The following is a 25,030-nucleotide window of genomic DNA, read 5'->3' as shown; positions in this document are numbered from 1 at the left end:
AACAGGACCAAATGAGAAACCATCTTATCATATCCAGCCTCGCTCTTGCGGCCGCAACAGGGGCGGCCTCGGCGCAAGAGGCCTGTTCTACCTATGAAATCCAGCGTGGCGACAGCCTGCGGGAACTGGCAATTGCGGTCTACGCGACCGAAGATTACCGGATCATCTATGATGCAAACCGGGATACTATCGGATCGAACCCCAACATCATCCGCGTCGGTGATGTTCTGACTTTCCCCTGCTTGGAAGATGTCGGGCGGACTGCGCAGCTGCCGGACACAGAAGCCGGCCGTATGGCTGCTGAAATGGCATCTGAACTGGTCAAAGCCGCCGAAGAACGTGCCGAAAAGGCCATCGCCGAGGCCGAAGCGCGCGTCGCTGCTGCAGAAGCCGAAGCCAAAAAGGCCAGCGAGGATGCGGTGATCGCAGCCAGAGCAGAGGCCGAGAAAGAAATCGAAGCCGCACGTGCCGAAGGGGCTGCATTGATCCGCAATGCGGATGGCGGCGAACGCCCTGAAATTCGGGACCGCCAGATCTTGCTGATCACGGGTGGTGACTACGCCCCGTTTACCGACGAAGCGCTGCCAAATCGCGGGCTCTACACCAATCTTGTCGAAACCGCGATGCTGCGGGCCGCGCCCGAGCAGTCCTACAAGATCCAGTTCGTCAACGACTGGTCTTCGCATCTGGATTTGCTGATGCCGACCCTGGCCTTTGATGCCACATTCCCATGGTCACGTCCCAATTGCGAAGCCGCCGAGGCCCTGTCCGAAAAGGACCGGGCACGTTGCGAAACCTATAACTTCTCGAACCCGTTCTACGAAGTTGTGGACACATTCTTTGCAAAAAGCGGGTCCGGATACGAACAGACGCTGACCTACTCGGATTTCGCGGGCACAACGATTTGCCGGCCCGAAGGGTGGTCACTGTCGCATATGGATGCGGTCGGACTTTACGAGCCTGCAATTACCCTGATGCGCCCGGTTTCGCCGGATGACTGCTTTCATGCGGTCATGGATGGCTCTGCCGACATCGTTGCCATCGAGGCCCACCTGGCTGTCGAGGCGATCGAGCGTCTCGGATATGAACATCAGATCATCGAGAACCCCAACCTGGCGGCAATCAAGTCGCTTAACGTCATGACCCACAAAGATAATCCGGATGGGGAAGCGATCCTTGAGACGCTCAACCAGGGTCTGGCGATCATGCAGCAATCGGGCGAGTGGCGTGACATCGTGTCGACCGCTCTGCGTTATCAAATGGAAAATGGCTAAGGCCCCAATTGGCCTGACTAAAATTAAGTCTGGAGGAAGTGGACATGATTAACAAGAAACTGAAGAAGGCAGTACTGTCGGCGTCAGCCATCACCGCCCTGAGCGCAAGCGCCGCCGCGGCGCAAGAGGCCTGCACCAACTATACCGTTCAGGATGGCGATACGCTGGCGACCATCGCCATCGCGGCATACGGCACCTCGAACTACCAGCCGATCTTCAACGCCAACCGGAACGCGATCACCAACCCCGGCTCGCTTGCCGCCGGTCTGGTGCTGGCCCTGCCCTGTGAGGATGGCAGCCTGCCAAACGGTCAAAGCGCGCAGGAACTGATCGCAGCGGAAGAAAAGCGTGCGGCAAGCGTCAAGCGCTCGAATGTTTATGCACCGCCGATTAAACTGGTCGCAGGTAACGGATGGGAGCCGTTCACCACCGAGTCGCTGAACGGTGGCGGTATCATGACCCGTCTGGCAACCACCAGCCTGCAGCGGGCTGGTAACAACCGCGACTTCTCGGTCAGCTTTGTGGACGACTGGAGCTCGCATCTGGACACGCTTCTGCCCCTTGGCGCATTTGATGTCTCGATCGCCTGGACCGTGCCCGATTGTACCAACCGCTCGTACGAGTGGTCTGAGGCCACCGAAGCCCGCTGCACGCAATTTGTCGCTTCGGTTCCGGTTTATGATATCGTCGGCGGTTTCTTCACCCTGCCCGAAAGCGAATATGCCAACGCGACGGATTTCTCGGACCTCGAAGGTTCGACGATTTGCCGTATGGCAGGCTGGAGCATGGTGGTTCTGGAAGAGCAAGGTCTGAACCACAACAACACAACCGTAGTCCAGCCGAACTCGGCCCGCGAATGCCTTGACGCGGTGCTGACCGGCACAGCAGATGTGGCCGCATTCGAAGTTGATCTGTTCGCATCGACGATGAAAGATATGGGTTTGACCTCGGCCGACATCGTTGAGAACCCATATGTCTCGACTCTGTCGTCGATGAGCTTCCTTGCACACCGCACCAACCCGTTCGCGCGCGAATACATCGCGATGATCAACAAGGGTTTGATCGAAATGCGTGAATCGGGTGAATGGTACGCGATTATCTCGGACACGCTGCGTGAACAAAATGAAAAGCTGAACGCAGCATCCAACTAATCCCTCGGTCGATATGACCATTCTTTGGGGCCGGTCTCAGGATCGGCCCTTTTTTTGATCGGCTGGGGCTTTCAATCCCAAAACTACTGAGCCGGAGAATGTGGTTGGACGTTTAGACAAGGCCATGTATCGACGCCTATAGCGCATACATATAGCCACAAAATCACCCCCAGTGCTAAAAAACCGCTCGACTACGGGAATCCCCCAATATTCAGGATGCGCAATAAGCGTAGAGTTGACTTAACTACACCGGTGAGGCGAAAGCCCCACCACTCACTCAGAAAGGGGCTGGCTATGGGGGTCGGCCCTTTTCTTGTTCACAGCACAAAAAAACCGGCCCGCGAAGGCCGGTTTCCTTTTTCAGGCGCGTTGCCGGGCCCGCTGCCTATCCGATAATCGCGTTCAGCGTGGCACTGGGGCGCATCACTGCCGCCGCTTTGGCCGGGTCAGCGTGGTAATAGCCACCCAGATCGGCTGGGGTGCCCTGGGCTGCCGCCAGTTCCGACAGTATCTGCTCTTCCTTGTCCGCCAATTCTTTTGCGAGTGGTGCAAACTCCGCAGCAAGATCGGCATCGTCAGATTGCGCGGCCAATGCCTCGGCCCAGTAGCGTGCGAACCAGTAGTGGCTATCGCGGTTATCCGGCTGGCCAACCTTGCGGCTGGGCGACTTGTTGTTGTCCAGGATGCCCTGCGTCGCAGCCTCGGCGGCAGATCCAAGCACGCCGGCTTTGGCATTGCCCTTACTGTCGGCCAGGAAGTTCAGCGACTCACCCAGCGCACAGAACTCACCCATCGAATCCCAACGCAAGTGGTTCTCTTCAACCAGTTGCTGCACGTGTTTCGGGGCCGAACCGCCCGCGCCGGTCTCAAACAGCCCGCCGCCATTCATCAGTTTGACGATCGAAAGCATCTTGGCCGAAGTGCCCAATTCGAGAATCGGGAATAGGTCGGTCAGATAATCCCGCAATACGTTGCCGGTGATGGCGATGCTGTTTTTGCCTGCCGTGATGGTCTCCAGCGATTGGCGGGTCGCTTCGCGGGGCGCCATGATCATGAACTTGTCGGCCACACCCGCAGCCTCAAGCGCCGGTTTGACATATTTGATCAGTTCGGCGTCATGGGCGCGGTTTGCATCCAGCCAGAAGATGGCTTCAGAACCGGTCAGGCGCTGACGGTCCATTGCCAATTGAATCCAGTTCTCAATAGGAGCCTTTTTGACTGTGCAAGCACGCCAGATATCACCTGCCTCGACCTCATGTGAATGCAGCACGTCGCCGTTGGCCAATACGATGCGAATTGTGCCATCTGCCGGCGCCTGGAACGTGGTCGGGTGCGAGCCGTATTCCTCGGCCTTCTGAGCCATCAGACCAACATTCTCAACGGCACCGGCGGTTGCCGGGTTCAATGCGCCATTGGCTTTGAAGAAGTTGATCGCCTCATCATAAACAGTTGCATAGCTACGGTCGGGGATGACACAGTTGGCGTCGCCTTTAGCGCCTGTTTCATCCCAACCCTTGCCACCCGCGCGGATCACTGCAGGCATCGAGGCGTCGATGATCACATCCGACGGGACGTGCAGGTTGGTTATACCGCGATCCGAATCCACCATGTACATTGAAGGGCGGTCGCCTTTGATTACATCAATTGCCGCCATGATGTCTGCATTGCCCTGAACCCGATCGAGCAGATCGCCCAGACCCGAATTAGGGTTCACACCCAGTGCATCCAGTTCCGCCCCGAATTTCTCAAAAACCGGGGCCAGCCAGGCTCTGACCGCATAGCCAAAGATAATCGGGTCACTGACCTTCATCATCGTGGCCTTCAGGTGCAGCGAGAACATGGTGCCGTCTTTTTTGGTGTCTTCAATTGCGCTCGCCAGGAAGGACGACAAAGCTTTGACCGACATGAAAGTCGCGTCCGCGACAGTGCCTTCTTCCAGTGCCCAACCGTCTTTCAGAACGGTGACACTGCCATCTTTCCCGACAAATTCGATCTTGGCATCGCCGGCCTGAGAAGCGGTGATCGTCGCCGATTTCTCGTTGGCGTAGAAGTCTTTGCCCGACATTGATGACACTTTGGTTTTGCTGTCGGCGCTCCACTCACCCATCGAATGCGGGTTCTTCTGTGCATAGTTCTTCACGGCCCGAGCGGCGCGACGATCACTGTTACCCTCGCGCAGAACCGGGTTCACGGCCGAGCCCTTGATGGCGTCATAACGCGCCCGGATCGCCTTTTCTTCGTCGGTCGAAGGCTCTTCGGGGTAGTTGGGAATATCATAGCCTTGCGATTGCAGCTCTTCGATAGCTGCCAACAATTGCGGCACCGAGGCTGAGATGTTGGGCAGTTTGATGACATTTGCATCCGGTGTCTTCACAAGCTCACCCAACGCGGCCAGATCATCGGTGATGCGCTGTTCGTCCGTCAGGTTCTCGGGGAAGGTCGCAATGATACGTCCGGCCAGCGAAATATCCTTGGTTCCGACACTGACGCCAGCGGCTGACGCAAACTTGCGAATGATGGGCAGGAACGAGGCGCTCGCCAGTTCAGGCGCTTCGTCTACAATGGTATACAATATGTCGAAGTTCGATTTTTCTGCCATATTCCCTTACCTTTTTTAAGCCTTTCAGGGGCGTGCGATCCAAGAGTATGTGCCGCTGTGATTTCGGCACCGAGCCGTAAGGGGACACGATGGCCCCACGGGTGACTCTGATTTGACAGGGCCTCCCTTAAATGAGGATTGGCTTGGGATCAATCGTATTGAGCGGCGCAAATTGACACGGGGGTGCTGTGCTTACGGTGTCGCCGGCGAGACATAGTGGCTTAATCCAATTTCCTCCTGTTTATGCAGAACATAAGATTCTATCGCTCTTTCCAGATGCTCTGGCAAACCTCTGCGCGCCTCTTGCGTGATCGTGATCCCTTCCTTTTCGATCAAACCAATGAGAATTTTCCTTCCATTTGCGCCTGTACTGTCCAAAAAAACGTTGATCTCATTTTTGGCGAGATCAGTTTTCCCGATACCCGCATAGAAGAGAACGCGCTGCACCCATCTTGAGTCTTGTCTCAAAACAATCCAGCTAAGAGCTCTATTGTATATCCCTTTGGCGTAGCCAAGAAATGTCGTTTCTTCTTTGTCCGAAAGATCAAGGTACCTTTCGACATATGCAATCCCTCGGTCATCCCGGCCAAGTCGAAAGTTCACGAGGGCCAGATAGAACGCACCATCTGCCGAGTCGGGAAACAACTTCTCATAGGTTTCAGCTGCGGTCAGCGCGCGTTCCATATCACCCGAAAATTGAAGGTCATGGATTATTTGATTGGTGTAAACCCACTCATTCTTGGGCCATGTCAGGCGCGACTGATCCAACAACCTTTGAACTTCATCGTGATCGCCTTCACCAAGATGCAGATTTATCAGACCCTTCATTGCGTCCTGATGATCTGGTGCAAGCTGCAGTGCGGCTTCGTAGTCAATCATTGCTGCCTCGGTCTCACCACGTTGGCCATGCAGCTTAGCCCTGTTGTAAAGGACATACGCATCCCGGTTGCCAATCTGCAACGCGCGCTCAAAATCCCCATCAGACGTCGCGCGATCATCTAATGCGTTTGCTGCATACGCGCGCCAGACCAATGTCCGAACGTTGAAAGGGGCATACTCCGAAGCCTTGTCGGCGTCGTCAATCGCACGGCTGTACTCACCCAAGCAAAAATGAGCCTCTGCGCGCCGTGTATAATACAGATAAACATGTTCCGCAGGTTGATCGCCATCCTCGAGCATGGCGGTGCATGAGGCAACCACGTCTGCTAAACTGCCAGTTTTGTTGATACAAACACTCTCAATATCCCTGGATTTGAGTGGTTCGATGAACCAAATTAACGCGGCAGCACATATTGTCAGCAAAGCGGCTATGCGAACCTTCATCTACACTCCTGTGAGTTGGGCAAACTCATCTAAAGGTAGTGTTTCTCGTAGTGTTCTACAAGTTAAAGACGCTGCTCAACCCTTTGGAAATACAATATCAAACCGTGTTCCGGTTTCGGAAGGTTTCAGCGAAATCTGCCCGCCATGAGCGCCCAAAAGGTTGGCGGCGATGGTCAGGCCCATACCGGTACCTCCCTGCTCGCGGGCCGTGGTGAAGAACGGATCGAAAATTCGACCCCGGTTGCCATCGGATATGCCAGACCCATCGTCCTGCACAACCAATTGCCCCGGTTTCGCCGACAGGCTTACCCGCCCTGCCCCGTGGCGGCCCGCATTATCCAGAAGCTGCTGCAGAACGACTCTCAGGCCAGAGGCCGCAAGGGGCAGGTTCTGATCGGCCCCATCAATGTTGAGAGTCAGTTTGGGGAACGATGCGCGCATCTCATCAGCAAGATCGTCTAGCGTCGTCGCCCCGTGATGTTCCAGCACCCGTGCCGCCGCAACGTCGTTGAGAGCGCTGAGCTGTTGTTGCATCTGGCCGCTCGCGCCCAGTATTTGTTGCAGCAAGGCGCGATCCTGATCCGAGAAGTCGTCAGCTTCCGCAAGCAATTCCCCTGCGGCACGGATCGCTGTGACCGGTGTTTTCAACTCATGCGTCACATGATCTGCAAAGACGCGGATCGAAGCCTCGCGCCGTTGCAGGGTATCAGCCATACCCAGCACCGAACCCGCGAGGCGCGACAGCTCTTGCGTTCCATAGTGTTCGGGTGGGTTGGCATGTTGTCCTTGCTCTATGGCGCCGGAATATGCTGCCAACGCCGATATCGGACGAAGCAACAGCCGAACCAGAAGGTACCCAAGCAGGCCGGTTGCGCACCCGATCATGATCGCCAGCAGGCCCGCAGCATTTCGAAACCCAATCTCGGGTCCAAGATAACGCAGCGCGATCAAGCCCAGCAACGACAGGGCAAGCGTTCCCGCCAGCCCACCGCCAAGAACAAAACCCAGCGAGGGGCGCCACTTGCGTCTCAACCTGCCCATGCCCCCATTCGCAATCCGATCCCGTGCACGGTTTCGATGGCACCGATCCAGCCCTGATCGCCCAGTTTGCGCCTCAGGTTTCGCAAGTGGCTGTCCAGCGTTCGGTCGGCGACGGCGCTGCCTGCGCCGTAAATAGCGTCGATCAGTTGCGGGCGCGAGACGATCGCCTCGGGTGTCTGCATCAGGCGATGCAAAATTGACAACTCGGTTGCGGTCAGTGCAAGCGTTGCCCCATCCACCCGTGCGGAATGACCCGATATATCCAACTCAACCGGTCCATACCGCAGGACTGCAGCGGCGCTGCCGGCCGCGCTGCGTTTAAGGATGGCTTTGATGCGTGCCACCAGTTCTCGTGGGCTGAAGGGTTTGGTGACGTAGTCATCTGCTCCCATCTCAAGGCCCAGAATCCGGTCAATCTCATCGTCGCGCGCGGTCAGAAACAGGATCGGAACGTCCGAGCGTGCCCGGAGGCGGCGGCAGACTTCGAGACCGTCCAGCTCGGGCAGGCCGACATCCAGCACGATGAGATCAGGAGTTTCCCGGATCGCATGGGTCAGCGCCATCTGACCATCGCGGGCGGTGATCGTTTTGTAGCCCGCGCGCTCCAACGTGATCGAGACCAGCTCTCGCAGGCGCGGATCATCATCCACGACGAGGATTTTCATCGGCCTTCTCCCGCATAGGTTCAGCGGCCAGATTACGGATCACCCGATCTGCGCGAAAGCCCCAATTCCTCCAATTGTCGATGACCGGAGGTGTTGCGCAAGTATTCAGTTTTTTATCCCGGCTCAACTCGGCCGCTGCCATCCGGTTTAGTTGACAGGCGTAATAAACATCGAACCGTTCCGGGTGCTCCAAATTCCAACGGGCGATCAGAGCCGAAAAGTTTACGAAACAGCAGGCATAGAGCACACCAATCCCCAGAGTTGCAGATCGCAGCAGCAGCCACCGGTTCGATTTACCCTGCAGGATCTGCCACCCCGTCAGGCACAACCCCACCGCAACCAGCACCATCCAGATTGCGGCACGGACGCGCAGGTAAGTCAGACCATAAGTTTCAACGTAAAGCGATAGTCGCATCAGCGATGCAATCACCAGTAATACGTTCTGCGCCAGCCACAGCATCATCCACCGTGTCAGTCCCTGCCTTTCGCCCAGATAGGGGCGCGCGACCAGCGCAAACGCACCGGCAAGCAATGCCGTGGCGAGCAGGGGATAGGCCCCTCGATGGGCGTATTCGGCATAGCTCATGCCTTCGGGCAACTCGGCATTTCCCCAGAGAAAGACAATATCCATGGCAGTTTGCACCGCCAGCAGAAGGTTGAAGACGATCAGAGCGTTGGCAACAGATTGGGCATTTATCCCGAAAGCCGGTAGCTTGTGTTGCCGTCCGGGTCCAAATCGGGGGGCGACCAGCTCCGGTTGTACGGCGACGGCAAGAAAGGGCCAGATCATGATCGCTGTACCAAGCCATAACAACGCCCGATCGAGCCTGAGATCAATATGCCAGAACCGATCACTCCACTCGGACAAGACCGGGTTGGCCGAAACCATCAGAGCGGCCAGTATCAATGCGCCTCCAACCGGGAAACTCCAGTTCCGAAGAACGCGCAGAGCGGCCCCCTCAGACCAGGATACGGATTGACCATGTCGTGCGGCCTCGATCCCGTCCCGGATTGCCAACACCGGAAACAGCAACAGGAACCGGCGCATCAGGGCACCTTCCCGTTGCCCCGATACAGCCCAACACAACGCAGCGGATGACCCACCAAGAAGGAAGGCCACCGACAGGGGCTGAACATATTCCACCACCGGCAGAACGCTCAGTATCGCAAGTATCGCAGGACCCGTAAGGCCCGCACTACGACCCAGCAATACCCACACAACCCCGGCAATCGCGAGCGTGAAAACCGCCAGTGAGACGCCGGGGGCATGATCAAGAAACAGAATATCCGCCAGCGCGATCAGCAAGGCCAGGCCAAGAGCGGCGTGATGCTTGCCCGGCCCTGTTGTGCCGTCCGCTCTGTTTTGATCTCTGTCCGGTGTGTCCAGCCACCAACTGTCCTGTAAAACCGAGGCTGGCACACCCCGCACAATGAACTGTCCCATACTGCTGCTCCTTGTTTTTGCGGGTCCTGTCTGGCCCGCGCGAGTGCAGACCGCCGCGCAGCAGTCGTGCAGTTTTTGTGCAGAGACGAAATTCGCGGGCCCGCGCCTCTTTCCCTCGCGCGTGCCGATGGCTAAGACGATCTTCCAACCGCTAGTCAGGAGGCCCCTTTGGACCGTATCGCCCGCACCATCGCCACCGAGATCAACGCGCGACCCGAGCAGGTCGGCGCAGCAGTCAGGTTGTTGGATGAAGGTGCGACCGTGCCCTTTGTTGCCCGCTATCGCAAGGAAGTGACCGGTGGGCTGGATGACACCCAATTGCGTACCCTGTCCGACCGTCTGACCTATCTGCGCGAGCTTGAGGCCCGACGCGAGGTGATTCTGACCTCGATCAAAGATCAGGGAAAGCTGACGGACGATCTGGTGAAATCGATTGTCCAGGCCGACACCAAGGCGCAGTTGGAAGACATCTATCTGCCTTACAAGCCAAAACGCCGGACCAAGGCGATGATCGCCCGCGAGAATGGATTGGAACCGTTGGCCGATGCCATTTTGTCTGACCGGCTGTCGGAGCCGGAAGCACTGGCCGAGGGTTATCTGAACGAGGCCATTCCAGCCGTCAAAGAGGCACTGAATGGCGCGCGTGACATCATCACTGAACGGTTGACCGAGAATGCCGCGCTGCTGGGGGAGCTGCGCGGTTTCATGCAACGCGAGGCGCTGCTGAGCGCGAAGGTTGTCGAGGGCAAGGAACAGGAAGGCGCCAAGTTCAGCGATTACTTTGATCATTCTGAGCTGTGGTCCAAAGCTCCATCTCATCGGGCGCTGGCGATGTTGCGCGCGTCAAAGGAAGGGATCGTTACGCTCGATATCGCGCCAGATCCCGAAGCGGGCGCGGCGCGGGCCGAAGCAATGGTGGCGGCACATCTGAATACCCGTAGCGACACCCCCGGCGACAATTGGCTGCGCAAGGTCGCGGGCTGGACATGGCGGGTCAAGTTGTCGCTGTCGATGATGGTCGAACTGATGGCCGACCTGCGCAGCCGTGCGCAGGAAGAGGCGATACAGGTGTTTTCGCGCAACCTCAAAGACCTGTTGTTTGCGGCTCCGGCGGGCGCACGCGCGACACTGGGTCTGGACCCTGGCATTCGCACGGGCGTCAAAGCTGCGGTGGTGGATGCGACGGGCAAGGTGGTTGCGACCGAGACGCTCTATCCCTTCCAGCCCAAAAATGATCTGCGCGGCGCGCAGGCGGCGATCCTGAATCTTATCGCCTCGCACAAGATCGAATTGATCGCCATTGGCAACGGCACCGCCAGCCGCGAAACTGAGCGGCTGGTGACCGATACGCTCTCTCTGCTGCCCAAGACGGTCAAAGCACCGACCAAGGTGGTTGTGTCCGAGGCCGGGGCCTCGGTCTATTCCGCGTCCGAGCTTGCCGCGCGCGAGTTTCCTGATCTCGATGTCTCGCTGCGCGGCGCTGTGTCGATTGCCCGACGACTGCAGGACCCGCTCGCCGAGTTGGTCAAGATCGAGCCCAAAAGCATCGGCGTTGGCCAGTACCAGCATGACGTGGATCAACACCGCCTGTCGCAATCGCTGGAATCGGTGATCGAAGATGTGGTGAACGCCGTGGGTGTGGACCTGAATACCGCTTCGGCCCCCCTGCTCTCTCACGTTTCGGGTCTGGGGCCCGGGCTGGCCGAGGCTATTGTCACCCACCGCGACATCAACGGAGCCTTTGGGTCACGCAGAGATCTGCTGAAGGTGGCCCGCCTCGGTCCGCGCGCCTTTGAGCAGTGCGCAGGTTTCCTGCGTATTCGTGACGGCTCAGAGCCGCTGGACGCCTCCTCGGTTCACCCCGAGGCTTACGATGTCGCCCGCCGGGTAGTGGCAGCATGTGGGCGCGATATCCGGCACATCATGGGGCATGACGGTGCACTGAAAGGTCTGCGCGCAGAGCAGTTTGTAAATGACACATTTGGCTTGCCCACGGTGCAGGATATCTTCGCCGAACTGGAAAAGCCGGGCCGGGACCCGCGCCCAAGTTTCAAAACAGCCTCGTTTACCGACGGCGTAGAAGAGATCTCGGATCTGACACCCGGCATGGTTCTGGAGGGAACCGTTACCAATGTCGCGGCCTTCGGTGCATTTGTAGATATCGGCGTGCATCAGGACGGTTTGGTTCATGTCAGCCAGTTGGCCGACCGCTTCGTGAAAGACCCGCATGAGGTGGTCAAGACCGGTCAGGTGGTCAAAGTAAGAGTTGTCGAGGTTGACATCCCTCGCAAGCGCATCGGGCTGACCATGCGCAAGGATGGCGGCGCTTCAGCCCGTGAGGACAAAACCTTTCGTGGCAAGGGCAAACCGGAACGTCCAGCCAAGCCAAAGGAACAACGGCGCGGGCGCACGGACCAGAGCACTCAGAACAGCGCATTTGGTGATGCACTACGGGATGCGTTCAACAAACAATAGGCAGTGCAGCCTGCCGCATACACGAAGTGCTTCGACAAGATGGGCCGCCACACGACTTGCAATTCTTACTGCAAACCTTGTGAACAATGATTATGTCACCCAACGAATGGCTGGCGGTCTCGGACCTACGCTTTCCTCAGATGACTTGGTCCCGCGGGGTGCGCCCGTTGAAAAAGTCGTTTAGGTTGTCCAATACGCGGAACCCCATGGCTTCGCGCGCCTCTCTTGTTGCGCTCCCGAGGTGAGGCAACATCACCAGATTGTCGCATTGCAAAAGGTCCGTGCTGATCCGGGGTTCGCCGTCAAACACATCAAGTGCGGCGCCGCCGATCGTGTCGAACATGAGGGCCTGAATCAGGGCAAACTCATCGATCACTTCACCGCGCGCCGTGTTGATCAAAAACGCACCGGGCTTCATCAGGTCCAGGCGGCGGCCGTTGATCAGGTGCCGGTTTGCAGGACCCCCAGGGCAGTGCAACGAGACGAAATCGCAGTGTGGCAACAGTGCGTCGATGGTATCGACCTGAACAGCGTTGCACTGTTTCAGAATCTCGGGCGAGACGGTGCTGCGGTTCTGCACCAGAATTTTCATTCCAAAACCATGGTGGGCGCGCCGGGCCATTTCCTGCCCGATACGACCAAAACCAACGATGCCCAGCGTCTTGCCGCTGACCTTGGTGCCCACCAGATGCGTGGGCCGCCAACCGGACCAGCCACCGGACCGCAACTCGCGTTCACCCTCACCGGCGCGACGGGCGACCATCAGCAGCAGCGTCATGGCCAGATCGGCGGTGCATTCGGACAGAACGTCGGGCGTATTGGTCACGGTCATACCCAGATCACGGGCCGAGGGTTCGCAGATATGGCTGTAGCCGACACCGTAATTGGCCAGGATCTTGGTCTGGGCCGCAGGCACATCCAGCGCCTCGGCACTGAGTGTGTCTGTGACCGTGGGCAGCACCGCATCATAACGCTTCAGCGCCTCGCGGATTTCAGCCGGGGACATGGGTTTGTCCCCGGTGTTCAGCACGGTGTCATAGTCTTCGGCCAGTTGTGCCTCGACGGCGGCAGGCCAGCGACGGGTAACGAGGACCGACGGCTTGACCATCACGCAGCCTTTCCCATGACACGGGCGATGGTTTCGCCGATCACCGCAGGGTTTTCTGCAACCGTAACGCCAGCCGCCGAAAGAATTTCCACCTTTTCCGACGCGCTCTCCCCGAAGGCCGAAATGATCGCACCGGCATGACCCATGGTCCGTCCCTTTGGCGCGGTCAGACCGGCAACATAAGCAATGACCGGCTTGGAGATATGATCGCGGATGTACTCCGCCGCCTCAGCCTCCTGCGGACCTCCGATCTCTCCAATCATGGCGATGACCTCGGTCTCCTTGTCCTGTTCGAACCGCTCGAGGATATCGCGGAACGATGACCCGTTGATCGGATCGCCACCGATTCCAACGCTGGTCGAGACGCCGATACCGCGCTCTTTCAGCTGTGCGGCGGCCTCATAACCTAAGGTGCCAGAGCGACCGATGATGCCGACATTGCCGGGCAGGTAGATATGCCCCGGCATGATCCCCAGCAGCGCCTTGCCGGGGCTGATGGTTCCTGCGCAGTTCGGGCCGGTCAGTACCATGCGCTTGTCCTTGGGATAGCGGTACATATAGCGTTTGACGCGGATCATGTCCTGCGCCGGGATACCGTCGGTGATGCAGACGCAATAGCGGATACCTGCATCGGCGGCCTCCATGATCGAATCCGCGGCGAAGGGGGGCGGCACGAAGACGAGACTGGCTTCGGCACCGGTGGCCTCGACCGCCTGTTTGACAGTGTCGAAGACCGGCACACCTTCGACGGTCTCACCACCCTTGCCGGGAACGACGCCGCCAACGACATTGGTGCCATATTCAACCATATCCTTGGTGTGCAGACGCGCCATGCGTCCGGTGATGCCCTGAACGATAACGCGGGTGTCGCGATCCAGAAGAATGCTCATTACACGGCCCTCATCTTGGTGTTTTGGGACAAGTCATTACGCCATGCGCCGACGGCGCGCTCGGCGGCTTCCATCAGGGTTGTTGCACGGATGATCGGCAGGCCCGATTTGGCGAGAATTTTCTGACCTTCCTCGACATTGGTGCCAGCCAGACGCACGATCACAGGCAGGTCTATCTCTAACTCGCGCAACGCCTGAACGACGCCCTCGGCGACCCAGTCGCAGCGATTGATCCCGGCAAAGATGTTGACCAGCACCGCTTGAACATTGTCGTCCGACAGAACCAGACGGAACGCCTTGGCCACACGTTCGGGCGAAGCGCCACCGCCGATATCCAGAAAGTTCGCAGGCTCACCGCCGGCGAGCTTGATCGTATCCATCGTGGCCATGGCAAGACCGGCCCCGTTTACGATGCAGCCGATATTACCCTCTAGGCCGACATAAGACAGGCCCCGGTCGGCGGCCCGGCTTTCGCGCGGGTCTTCCTGGCTTTTGTCGCGCAGCTCGGCGATCTGCGGATGACGGAACAAGGCGTTGTCGTCAAAGCTCATCTTGGCGTCCAGCGCCAGAACCCGTTCATCACCGGTAATGACCAGCGGGTTGATCTCGACCATGGTGGCATCCAACTCGCTAAAAGCGGCGTAACACCCCTGCAGCGTGCGCACCATCTGTTGCACCAGACGTGGCTCCATCCCCAGATTGAAGGCAATCTCGCGCGCCTGAAACTCCTGCAGCCCCACAGCGGGTTCCACGATGGAGCGAACGATGCTGTCAGGCCGCTCAGCCGAGATATCCTCGATCTCCATCCCGCCTTCGGAAGACGCCACGATCATCACCCGCTGACTGGACCGATCAAGGACAAAGCCCAGATAGATTTCGCGATCAATGGGCACGGCGGATTCTACATAGACACGATAGATGCCCTTGCCCTCGGGACCAGTCTGATGCGTTACCAGCTTGCGTCCGAACATCTCATCACAGGCTTCATGGATTTCGTTCTCGCTGTTGCACAGCTTGACACCACCGGCCTTGCCGCGGCCACCGGCGTGAACCTGAGCCTTCACGATCCATTTGTCGCCGCCCAATTCGCGCGCCCGATAGGCCGCTTGTTCCGGGCTGTAGGCCAAGGCCCCGGAAGGGGTTGCCACGCCAAAATTCGAAAGAAGCTCTTTCGCCTGATATTCGTGGATATCCATCTGCATTTCCTCCCGTTTATGCAGCGATAGATGTGCCGTAGCGGCTTTCCAGCAACGCTTCGATGGCTTCAAAGTCCACCGAGCCACCCATCTCGCAGACCGCCTCGGCAAACAAGTGTACGATGCGACTGATCGACCGATGGTTCAGTTGGTTCAGGATGCCAATCCGGACCTGCACAGGTGCGCTGAGCGTTGGCCAGATGCCAAACCCCCGTGCGCGGCAGTTCTGCACCAGCTCCATTTCGCGACCCGCCAACTCGGGGGGCAGGTTCAGCACGACGAGGCTCGGCATATCCGATGTGACCTCACACCCCATCGCGGTGACCGCGTCGCGCAGAACCGCCTCATGCGTTCTGTAGGAATGCGCGCGTTTGGCCAACCCTTCCTGCAAAGTGAGGCGCAGCGCCTCATGGAAGGCTGCGACGGCATAGCCGGAATGGGTTCGGTGGTAGGTGCCTTTTTCAACATCTTGCCCGTCAACAATACCCCAATGACGTGCTTCGAAAATGGGATTGTGAACGTAGCTGTAAGCCCCGGTTGTCTTCAACGCGTCGATATAAGCGGCCGAGAAGCTGACCGGCGCATAGGTCAGCGGCAGGCAACACAAGCCTTTTTGCGGGCACGAGGCCCAACCCGCGATACCGGGAAAATCGTCGATACGGAAATCGGCGACACCCAGTGACGACACCGCGTCGATCAGGCCAATGGCGCCATGGCGTTCACAGGCATCCGAGAAGCCGCGTAGGTCATTTACCCGGCCCGAACCGGTTTCCCAATGTGCCATGAAGGCCCATTTCGGTTTGTGGACGGCCAGAACCTCTTCGACCATCTCGCCGGTGACGGGCTGGCCGTGGGGCACCTCGATCACGGTGACGCTTGCGGCTTGCGGGTCCATCGGGTTTGCCGTGTGCTCTTCCGGCGTGGCAGCTTTGATCCGCAGAGTCAGCGCGTCGATGCCCGAGAAGGTGCCATTAGCGAACGCCACGACCTTGTCACCCGGCATGACCGCCGAGAACATCGTATCCAGCCCACTCCAACCTGTCCCGGCGACCGCGAAGGTGTAGGTGTTATCGGTGCCCCAGATTTCGCGCAGCATATGTTTGCACTCGATCATGCCGCGCAGAACATCGCCCTGCATGTGGTCGGCGACACCAGCGCTGGAAAAGGCCTGCAGAACGCGGGCGTCGGTATTCCCCGGCCCGGGACCTGCAGCCAACGTCTCGGGGATTTCGAGCGTGGGATAGATTTGAAAAGTCATGTGCGATCCTCCTCGGCGATGGGGTCCCTAATGCGCCCCACCAGTCGCGTTACCGAAAAGAAAAACCGATCCTTGCGTCAGGATGCAACGTAACTTACTACTGCTATGGCATAACTATTTGGATAGGTTAAAAACTACCCATTCTGGCAAATATACTGATGTATACTGGAATGATCCCTACCCATCAGGGTAGCTCGAAGATAAATCAGGTGGAAAATCAATGTCCGACATAACATCCTCTCCGATCGACATCATGCTCGCGAACAATAACCCACTTGTCTTGTCAGCAATGTCCGAAATCTTCGAAAGAGATAAGCGATTCTCGCTGGTGGCGACGTCCGCAACCGCCGAAGGGTTCCTTGGCGCGGTCATGCGTGTACCCGTAAAGGTCTGCGTCGTGTCGTGGGAATTGCCCGCACTGGGTGCAGCCAAGCTGATCGAAGTGCTGCGTGAGCAGGATAACGCACCGCGTTTTGTGGTATATGGCGACGAGGCAGGTGACGTCCCGCGGCTGGCCATGCAGGCGGGCGCGGCTGGGTTTGCCCCTCGTTCGGGCGAGGTTGAAGGTCTGCTGGAAACTTGCGTCGACGTCGCCAAGGGCAAGATGGTTTTCCCGTTCATCGATGTACGCACGGTGCAGCAAAGCCCGCTGCAGACCCTGTCGCGCAAAGAACTGGCGATCCTTGAGGCGCTGGCCAAGGGAATGTCCAACCGGGAATTGTCCAAGGAGTTGCAGATTTCTACCAACACCGTGAAATTCCACCTCTCGAATATCTACGAGAAACTCTCGGTTAAAAACCGGGCACAAGCCATCGCATATTACTATTCGTCGAAGGCTCAGCAGGGCTGACAGGATGATAGGGCGCTAACATTCGGGTGTTGCAACTCGGAAAATGATCTGGATGATGCTGACCCATGATGACCGAGAAATCCGGTCAACCGCGTGGAAATGCGGTCACAACAAAAATGGGGAGACGACTTATGTCATTCAAAACTTTGATGCTTGCCGCCAGTGCTACAGCGATGATCGCGGCGGGTGCCTCTGCTGAGACGCTGCGATGGGCGCGTGCCGGTGACGCACTGACGCTGGACCCGCACGCACAGAACGAAGGCCCGACGTCGGCCATGGCGCACCAGATTATGGAGACGCTGGTCATGCGTGATCATTCCGGCGCGCTGGTTCCGTCTCTGGCGACTGAATGGGCGCCGTCTGAGGAAAACCCGAATGTCTGGGTGTTCAAATTGCGTGAAGGCGTCACCTTCCATGATGGCGCCGAGTTTGACAGCGAAGATGTGGTCTTCTCGCTGAACCGCGCCATGACACCGGATTCCGATTACAAGGAACTGCTGGCCTCGGTAAAAGAGGTGCGCGCGCCCGACAAGTACACGGTCGAGATCGAAACGGATGGCCCGAACCCGATCATGCCCAACAACCTGACCAACATGTTCATGATGGATAAGGACTGGGCGGAAGCAAACAATGCGGTCAAGGTTCAGGATTACGAGGGCGGCGAAGACACATTCGCGGCCAAGAACGCCAACGGCACCGGCCCCTACAAGCTGGTCAGCCGCGAACCAGATGTGAAAACGGTTCTGGCGGCCAATGAGAACTATTGGGGTAAGGACGAATTCCCGCTGCAAGTGACCGAGATCATCTATACCCCGATCCAGAACGCCGCGACCCGCGTTGCTGCGCTGCTATCGGGTGAGGTTGATTTCATTCAGGACGTTCCCGTGCAGGACCTTGCGCGTGTGGCCGGAACCGACGGTCTCGACGTGCGCACCGCGCCGCAGAACCGGGTGATCTTCTTTGGCATGAACATGGGCGATGCCGATCTGAGTTCGGACAATGTGGACGGCAAGAACCCGTTGGCCGATGTGCGCGTGCGTCAGGCCATGTCCAAGGCAATCAACCGCGATGCGATCCAGCAAGTTGTGATGCGTGGCCAGTCGGCCCCTGCGGGCATGATTTCGCCGCCCTTCGTGAACGGCTGGGATGCGGATATGGATGCATCGTCTTCAACCGACATCGAGGGCGCAAAGGCACTGATGGCCGAGGCGGGCTATCCCGATGGTTTCTCACTGACCCTGAACTGCCCGAACGACCGCTACATCAATGATGAGGCGATCTGCCAGGCGGCTGTCGGTATGCTGGCGCAGATCGGGATCACAGTGAATCTGGACGCCAAGCCAAAAGCGCAACATTTCCCGCTGATCAACAATCTGGAAACAGATTTCTACATGCTGGGCTGGGGCGTTCCGACTTATGATTCAGAGTATATCTTCAACTTCCTTGTTCATTCCAAGGGTGAGAAATACGGCTCGTGGAACGGCACGCGCTATTCCAACCCCGAGCTTGACGCCAAGATCGTCGCGCTGGCATCAGAGACCGATCTGCCCGCGCGCGATCAGCAGATCGGTGATATCTGGCAGGTCGTTCAGGATGAACAGCTTTATATCCCGATCCACCATCAGGTGTTGAACTGGGGCATGAAATCGGGCGTCGGCACCATTGTCGAGCCCGAAGACTCGCCGAAGATCAAGTACTTCGAGATGAACTGACCCATCCCTGTGGATGCCGATCAGGGCGCGAAATCGCGCCCTGATCTTGTTTGCTCCGCCCGTAACGGCCACGTGATCGCAAACCGAGAATTCCTTTACGTGGTGGCCGAAAAGCTGGATTGTTCCAGCGCTAACAAGGAGACTCCGCCATGACACTCAGGACCTATGCCATCGGTCTGACCATGTTGCTCGCCGGCACCGCTCAGGCTGCCGAGTTCAAGTGGGCCTCGACCACCGACCCACAGACAATGGACCCGCACGCAGTCAATTCGGCCCCGGTCCTCGGTTTTCTGAACAATGTCTATGAAGGGCTGGTTCGCCGCGGCAAGGACATGAGCGTTGAACCTGCTCTCGCGGTCAGTTGGGAACCGATTGGCGACGGTGAGGGATGGCGGTTCCATCTGCGCGAAGGCGTGACATTCCAAGATGGCAGCAGCTTTGACGCGCAGGACGTATTATTCAGCTACCAGCGCGCCTCGGGCGAGGCAGCGGATACGCGCAGCTGGTTTGCCCCTGTCAGCGAGGTCATCGTGGTCGATGATTACACCGTTGATATCATGACCACGGCACCCAACCCGCTGTTTCCGTCCTCAATCGCCAACTGGATGATCATGGATCAAGGCTGGACCGAGGCCAACGATGCCGTGGTGCCCGACAAGGAAACGGGCAATTACGCCACCATCAACGCCAACGGCACCGGCGCATTCAAAGTGACCGAGCGTGAGCCTGGTCTGAAGACGGTTCTGGAACCGTATGAAGGCTGGTGGGGAGATGTTGAGCACAACATCACCCGCGCTGAATTCAACCCGATCCAGAACCCCGCCACCGCCGTTGCAGCATTGTTGTCGGGCGATGTGGATATGATCAACCCGGTGCCGATACAGGATGTGGCCCGGCTGCAGCAAAACCCGGAAGTCGATGTCATTCAGGGCATCGAAGCCCGTGTGATCATGCTGGGCTTTGACCACGAGGCTGAGGCTCTGAAATACACCGATGATGCGGGCAAGCCGAACCCGTTCCGCGACCCGCGCGTGCGCAAGGCAGTGGCGCAGGCCGTAAATGTGGATGCCATTCTGGCCACCATCATGCGCGGCAATGCCGAGGCCGCGTCGCAACTTGTCAGCCCGGCGATGAGCGGCTACTCAGAGGCCAACGCCGAGCGCCCGGCCTTCGACGTCGAGGCTGCCAAAGCGCTGCTGAACGAGGCCGGCTACCCGGACGGGTTTTCGTTTGGCCTGAAATGCCCCAACGATCGCTATTTAAATGACGAGGCCGTCTGTCAGGCAGTTGTAGGCATGTTGGCCCAGATCGGTATCACCGCTGAATTGGACGCAATGCCGGTGCGCAACTACTGGCCGGAACTTCGCGAGGACAACTACGACATGTACCTGCTTGGCTGGAGCCCGGGGACATTCGATGCAGAGCATCCCGTGCGTTTCCTTGTCGCCACGCCAAACAAAGAGAAGAAGTTGGGTAGCTGGAACTTTGGCGGATTCTCAAACGCCCGTGTGGATGAGCTGCTGCCCGCGATCCAGTCAGAGCTGGATCAGACCAAACGCCAGGCCATGCTGGATGAGGTCGCACAGATCATTCAGGACGAACAGGTCTACGTGCCCATGTATGTCCAGCCGCTGGTCTGGGGCACACGCAGTAATGTCGAGCTGACTCAGAGGCCCGATAACTTCTTCCTGCTGCGCTGGGTGACGGTGAATTGACCGGCAGTTTTGCCGCGCCGGTCCGATAGCGACGCCTTGACCCTCTGGTCAAAGGCGGCCTAGAGAGACCGATCAACGAGGGAAACGAATGTTCGCATATATCGTCCGCAGGATGTTCCAGTCCGTGATCGTGCTTTTGGTTGTGGGGCTGGTGGCCTTCTCGATGTTTCGCTTTGTCGGCGATCCGATCGACAACATGCTGGGGCAGGAACGCACGCAGGCCGACATTGACCGTCTGCGGACCGAGCTTGGGCTGGATCAGCCTTTTGTCCTGCAATACGCCAAGTTCCTGAAAGGCGCGGCGCAGGGCAATTTCGGCGTTTCATACCGTCAGGGGCGACCGGTTTCGACGATCCTTCTTGAACGCGCCCCGGCCACGCTGGAGCTTGCCTTTGTGTCCGGCTTTCTCGCGATCACGATGGGGATCGCCCTGGGCGTTTTCACTGCGATCCGACGACAAGGCATGGCGGCAAATGTGATCATGACCGTATCCCTTATCGGAGTCTCTCTGCCCACCTTCCTCATAGGTATACTGCTGATCTACATCTTTTCGGTCGAGCTTGACCTGCTGCCCAGCTTCGGGAGGGGCGAGACCGTTATGATTGGCAAATGGTCCACCGGTTTTCTGACGACATCCGGTTTGAAGGCCCTGATCCTGCCCGCAATTACACTGGGTCTCTATCAAATGACGCTGATCATGCGTCTGGTCCGGTCCGAAATGCTGGAGGTACTGCGCGCCGATTACGTCCGATTTGCCCGTGCCAGGGGATTGTCGGACCGGGTGATCAACTTCCGTCATGCCCTGAAGAATACTCTGGTGCCTGTGATCACCATCACGGGGCTACAGCTGGGGTCCATTATCGCCTTTGCCATCATCACCGAGACGGTATTCCAATGGCCCGGCGTTGGTCTGTTGTTCATCAACGCGATCCAGTTTGTCGATATCCCGGTTATGGCGGCCTATCTGATGCTGATCTCCGTGATGTTCGTGACAATCAACCTGGTTGTCGATCTTCTCTACTATGCTATTGACCCGCGCCTGCGTGTCGACGCGAGGGCCACATGAGCGATACGATGGAAACTCAAAAAGCGGCTCCCAAGACTCGTATGGCAAAGTTGTGGGACAGCGATTTTGCCTGGTCGTTCCGGCATTCTCCTGTAGCGGTGATCGCATCGCTGATCGTGGTCATTCTGGTTCTGGCAGCGATCTTCGCGCCGCTAATCGCGCCGTATAATCCTTTTGACCCGGCGACGCTGAACCTGATGAACGGGTTCACGCCCCCCGGCACGCCCAATGCATTCACGCAAGAGACCTTCCTGCTGGGCACCGACGATCAGGGGCGGGATGTGTTTTCGACCATTCTGTATGGGTTGCGTATTTCGCTGTTCGTCGGGGCCTCTGCCGTGCTTCTAGCGCTGATCATCGGCGTGGTGCTCGGGTTGATTGCGGCTTACTTCGGCGGCTGGGTCGAAACGCTGATTATGCGGATCGCGGACGTTCAGCTGACTTTCCCCGCCATTCTGGTGGCGATGCTGATCTTTGGCATCGCCAAAGGGATCACCCCCCCGGAATATCGCAACGAGATGGCAATCTACGTTCTGATTATCGCAATCGCGCTGTCGGACTGGGTACAGTTTGCGCGTGTTGTCCGCGGCGCCGCGCTGGTTGAGAAAAACAAAGAATACGTGCAGGCCGCGCGCCTGATCGGGCGTGGATCGTTCCCGATCATGTTCCGTCATATCCTGCCGAACGTCCTCAGCCCGGTACTGGTGATCGCCACCATCTCGCTGGCGCTGGCCATCATCGCCGAGGCAACGCTGAGCTTTCTGGGCGTCGGTGCGCCGCCAACCCAGCCGTCGCTGGGCACGCTGATCCGGATCGGTCAGGGCTTTCTGTTCTCGGGCGAATGGTGGATTCTGTTCTTCCCCGCCTGCACGCTGCTGGCCCTCGCCCTCGCGGTCAACCTGCTGGGTGACTGGCTGCGCGACGCGTTGAACCCCAAATTGCGGTGAGTTTCATGAGCCTTCTGACCATTCAAGACCTCACCGTCGAATTCCCGACCCGCCGCCAGTTGTTCACGGCGGTGGACCACGCCAGCCTGTCCGTGGAGCCCGGCGAAATCCACGGGCTGGTAGGTGAATCCGGGGCCGGTAAATCCACTATCGGCGCGGCAGTCATGGGCCTGTTGGAGCGCCCCGGGCGGATCGCCAGCGGACAGATCAAACTGGGTGGCGATCAGATCAGCGGGATCGATGCCGAGGCGATGCGAGAGCTGCGGGGCAAGAAGATTTCGATGATCTTCCAAGACCCGCTGACCTCGCTGAACCCTCTGTTCACGGTGCGCGAGCAACTGGTGGAAACGATCCAGACCCATCTGGGCGGCTCCGAGGCCGAAGCCAACAAGCGCGCCCGCGACCTGATTGACCGTGTCGGCATTCCCGACCCCGACACGCGGCTGGATCAATACCCGCACCAGTTCTCGGGCGGAATGCGACAGCGCGTGGTCATCGCACTCGCCTTGTGCACCGAGCCGGATGTCATCATCGCCGATGAACCCACAACGGCGCTGGATGTCTCGGTTCAGGCGCAAATACTGGACCTGATCAAGGAACTGGCGCAGGAGCGTCAGGTTGGCGTGATCCTGATCACCCACGATATGGGCGTGATTGCCGATACCACTGACCGGGTGACGGTGATGTATGCGGGAAAAGTGGTCGAAAGCGGCACGACTGCGCAGGTGATGGGCCAGCCCCAGCACGAGTACACCCGGTCTCTGATCGCAGCGGTGCCACGGCCGACACTCAAGCTGCACCGATTCCCTCAGATCAGCTATGGAGGGCGCGAAACCCGCTTTGCCGTCGAGGATATGGCGCGCCACTGGCCCAAGGTAAACAATGATGCCAGCAAACAGCTCTTTGAGATCCGCAATCTGACCAAGAAGTTTCTACAAAAGCGTGGTTTACTACCCTGGGATCGGACCTACTTTACTGCGGTTGACGACGTCAGCTTCGACATCCGCGCCGGTGAGGTGTTTGGTGTTGTTGGTGAATCCGGCTCAGGTAAGTCCACGGTCGCGCGAATGATAGCCGGGCTTTACCCGGTCGACGGCGGGTCCATCACCTTTGACGGGCAACTGGTCAGTGATCTGGGCAATCGCGCGGTTCAGGACGAGTATCGCAAGAATATCCAGATGATTTTTCAAGACCCATACTCGTCTCTCAATCCGCGTATGCGCGTCGATGAGATCGTGGCCGAACCCATCCGTCATCACCGCCTGATGGCGGGCTCCGACATCCGGCGCAGGGTGGATGAACTGCTGGATCAGGTGGGGCTGGGTTCCGGTGCCGGGCTGAAATACCCGCACGAGTTTTCAGGTGGACAGCGTCAGCGTATATCGATTGCCAGAGCATTGGCGACGCAACCCAGATTCCTGATTTGTGACGAACCAACAAGTGCGTTGGATGTGTCCATCCAGGCTCAGATTCTGAATATATTGAAGGACCTGCAGGAACATCTTGGCCTGACCATGCTTTTCATCAGCCACGACCTGCCGGTGGTGCGTCAGATGTGTGACCGGGTCGCTGTGATGAAACAGGGCCAGATCGTCGAAACTCAGGACACCAGCGATCTGTTCCTTCGTCCGAAGACCGAATACGCGCAAGAGTTGCTGCGGTTGATGCCAAAACTTGACGACCTGTCGACTGATGGTCTTGGGGTCGAAGAAGAGTAGAACGCGCCCTCTTCTTTCAGCTGTGGCCTGCCACTCGGTGAGCGATAATCCATGGCGGTCGGTCGGATTGGTCGGATAGAGTCCGGCAAGGGCAAGATTATAGCATAGGAAGTATCGGTCACGAGGTGCCAATTGAACCCCTCAAATTTTGGCTTTACGTGCCCTTTATCTTAGCTGACATGTAATTTGCTAATAATAAACAATGATTTGAATGGGCGAAGAAACTCCGCTCTGCGGATCTGCGCCGTCGCTGAGACATGTTCAAGGACAGCCAGTTTCATGGAGTTCCGCGACTGCAGTCCAACACCTCTCTTGACGAGCTGAATGAGCTTTCCGCAGGCGTCCTCATACGTTCCGTCCTAGAAAACCACCGCCATTCAGCATGAAAGCCCCATGCGAGTGGACGCAATAAAGCTCCGTCGCCGCTGAATAAACCGCCGGTCTAAATTGATGTAGCATTCGAACGCATCCTGTGTAAAATTGCCAAGAAGCCGCGAACGTCCCGATAACCACTGTTCGTTTGTCCGCTGCTTCTTCTCCAACTTTCTTGATAAACACCCAATCCCGCCGCACCCCGGCGGCGCTCATCCTATTCCCC

Annotated in this window: 18 protein-coding genes; 9 read left to right on the top strand and 9 right to left on the bottom strand. The window is 58.1% G+C overall.

The window, feature by feature from the left end; translation table 11 throughout:
* Positions 1-11: 11 nt before the first annotated feature.
* Positions 12-1,274, top strand: a complete 1,263-nt coding sequence (locus tag RA27_RS12125) for a transporter substrate-binding domain-containing protein (RefSeq protein WP_039539181.1) — start codon at positions 12-14, stop codon at positions 1,272-1,274.
* A 44-nt stretch (positions 1,275-1,318) separates the two neighbouring features.
* The gene (locus RA27_RS12120) at positions 1,319-2,425 is read left to right on the top strand and encodes a transporter substrate-binding domain-containing protein (protein WP_039539179.1); all 1,107 of its coding nucleotides are present in this window, start codon (positions 1,319-1,321) and stop codon (positions 2,423-2,425) included.
* Positions 2,426-2,810: 385 nt separating this feature from the next.
* On the opposite strand, the gene RA27_RS12115 is transcribed toward RA27_RS12120, so the two are convergent.
* The 5 genes from RA27_RS12115 to RA27_RS12095 form a co-directional block, all read right to left on the bottom strand.
* Complete coding sequence (locus RA27_RS12115; RefSeq protein ID WP_039539176.1) at positions 2,811-5,024, bottom strand: NADP-dependent isocitrate dehydrogenase; 2,214 nt, start codon at positions 5,022-5,024, stop codon at positions 2,811-2,813.
* Between the two features lie 192 nt (positions 5,025-5,216).
* A complete protein-coding gene (locus tag RA27_RS12110; protein WP_082025116.1) occupies positions 5,217-6,347 on the bottom strand; it encodes a tetratricopeptide repeat protein in 1,131 nt (376 codons plus the stop codon).
* A 75-nt stretch (positions 6,348-6,422) separates the two neighbouring features.
* Entirely contained in the window at positions 6,423-7,388 is a 966-nt protein-coding gene (locus tag RA27_RS12105; RefSeq protein WP_039539171.1) for a HAMP domain-containing sensor histidine kinase, read from the bottom strand.
* The gene (locus RA27_RS12100) at positions 7,376-8,053 is read right to left on the bottom strand and encodes a response regulator transcription factor (RefSeq protein ID WP_039539168.1); all 678 of its coding nucleotides are present in this window, start codon (positions 8,051-8,053) and stop codon (positions 7,376-7,378) included. Before RA27_RS12100 ends, RA27_RS12105 begins: the two co-directional genes overlap by 13 nt.
* Positions 8,031-9,497 (bottom strand): DUF4173 domain-containing protein, encoded by a 1,467-nt coding sequence (locus tag RA27_RS12095; RefSeq protein ID WP_052265274.1) that lies wholly within the window; start codon positions 9,495-9,497, stop codon positions 8,031-8,033. The genes RA27_RS12100 and RA27_RS12095 overlap by 23 nt, the downstream gene beginning before the upstream one ends.
* 168 nt (positions 9,498-9,665) lie before the next feature.
* On the opposite strand from RA27_RS12095, the gene RA27_RS12090 reads away from it, so the two are divergent.
* Positions 9,666-11,972: a Tex family protein gene (locus tag RA27_RS12090; protein WP_039539165.1), complete on the top strand. Its 2,307-nt coding sequence runs from the start codon at positions 9,666-9,668 to the stop codon at positions 11,970-11,972.
* Positions 11,973-12,108: 136 nt separating this feature from the next.
* On the opposite strand, the gene RA27_RS12085 is transcribed toward RA27_RS12090, so the two are convergent.
* From RA27_RS12085 to RA27_RS12070, 4 genes are read right to left on the bottom strand one after another with little or no spacing between them, the layout of a single operon-like run.
* Positions 12,109-13,080 (bottom strand): D-glycerate dehydrogenase, encoded by a 972-nt coding sequence (locus RA27_RS12085; protein ID WP_039539162.1) that lies wholly within the window; start codon positions 13,078-13,080, stop codon positions 12,109-12,111.
* The gene (sucD, locus tag RA27_RS12080; protein WP_039539159.1) at positions 13,080-13,970 is read right to left on the bottom strand and encodes a succinate--CoA ligase subunit alpha; all 891 of its coding nucleotides are present in this window, start codon (positions 13,968-13,970) and stop codon (positions 13,080-13,082) included. Before sucD ends, RA27_RS12085 begins: the two co-directional genes overlap by 1 nt.
* On the bottom strand, positions 13,970-15,166 hold the full coding sequence (locus RA27_RS12075) for a malate--CoA ligase subunit beta (protein WP_039539948.1): 1,197 nt from the start codon (positions 15,164-15,166) through the stop codon (positions 13,970-13,972). The genes sucD and RA27_RS12075 overlap by 1 nt, the downstream gene beginning before the upstream one ends.
* Before the next feature lie 16 nt (positions 15,167-15,182).
* Positions 15,183-16,424 (bottom strand): aminotransferase class V-fold PLP-dependent enzyme, encoded by a 1,242-nt coding sequence (locus tag RA27_RS12070; RefSeq protein WP_039539156.1) that lies wholly within the window; start codon positions 16,422-16,424, stop codon positions 15,183-15,185.
* Between the two features lie 220 nt (positions 16,425-16,644).
* Between RA27_RS12070 and RA27_RS12065 the strand changes: the two genes are divergently transcribed.
* From RA27_RS12065 to RA27_RS12040, 6 genes are all read left to right on the top strand, one after another.
* A complete protein-coding gene (locus RA27_RS12065) occupies positions 16,645-17,274 on the top strand; it encodes a response regulator transcription factor (protein WP_039539153.1) in 630 nt (209 codons plus the stop codon).
* A gap of 131 nt (positions 17,275-17,405) precedes the next feature.
* Positions 17,406-18,986, top strand: a complete 1,581-nt coding sequence (locus RA27_RS12060; protein ID WP_052265273.1) for an ABC transporter substrate-binding protein — start codon at positions 17,406-17,408, stop codon at positions 18,984-18,986.
* A gap of 149 nt (positions 18,987-19,135) precedes the next feature.
* A complete protein-coding gene (locus tag RA27_RS12055; RefSeq protein ID WP_039539151.1) occupies positions 19,136-20,701 on the top strand; it encodes an ABC transporter substrate-binding protein in 1,566 nt (521 codons plus the stop codon).
* Positions 20,702-20,789: 88 nt separating this feature from the next.
* Complete coding sequence (locus tag RA27_RS12050; RefSeq protein WP_039539149.1) at positions 20,790-21,767, top strand: ABC transporter permease; 978 nt, start codon at positions 20,790-20,792, stop codon at positions 21,765-21,767.
* Positions 21,764-22,714 (top strand): ABC transporter permease, encoded by a 951-nt coding sequence (locus tag RA27_RS12045; protein ID WP_039539148.1) that lies wholly within the window; start codon positions 21,764-21,766, stop codon positions 22,712-22,714. The genes RA27_RS12050 and RA27_RS12045 overlap by 4 nt, the downstream gene beginning before the upstream one ends.
* Positions 22,715-22,719: 5 nt before the next feature.
* Entirely contained in the window at positions 22,720-24,432 is a 1,713-nt protein-coding gene (locus tag RA27_RS12040; RefSeq protein WP_039539146.1) for an ABC transporter ATP-binding protein, read from the top strand.
* Positions 24,433-25,030 lie beyond the last annotated feature (598 nt).

The sequence above is a fragment of the Ruegeria sp. ANG-R genome (genome assembly GCF_000813985.1).
GTDB lineage: Bacteria > Pseudomonadota > Alphaproteobacteria > Rhodobacterales > Rhodobacteraceae > Ruegeria.
The sequence above is the reverse complement of the archived record's forward strand: the minus strand, read 5'-3'. Positions and strand labels throughout refer to the sequence as shown.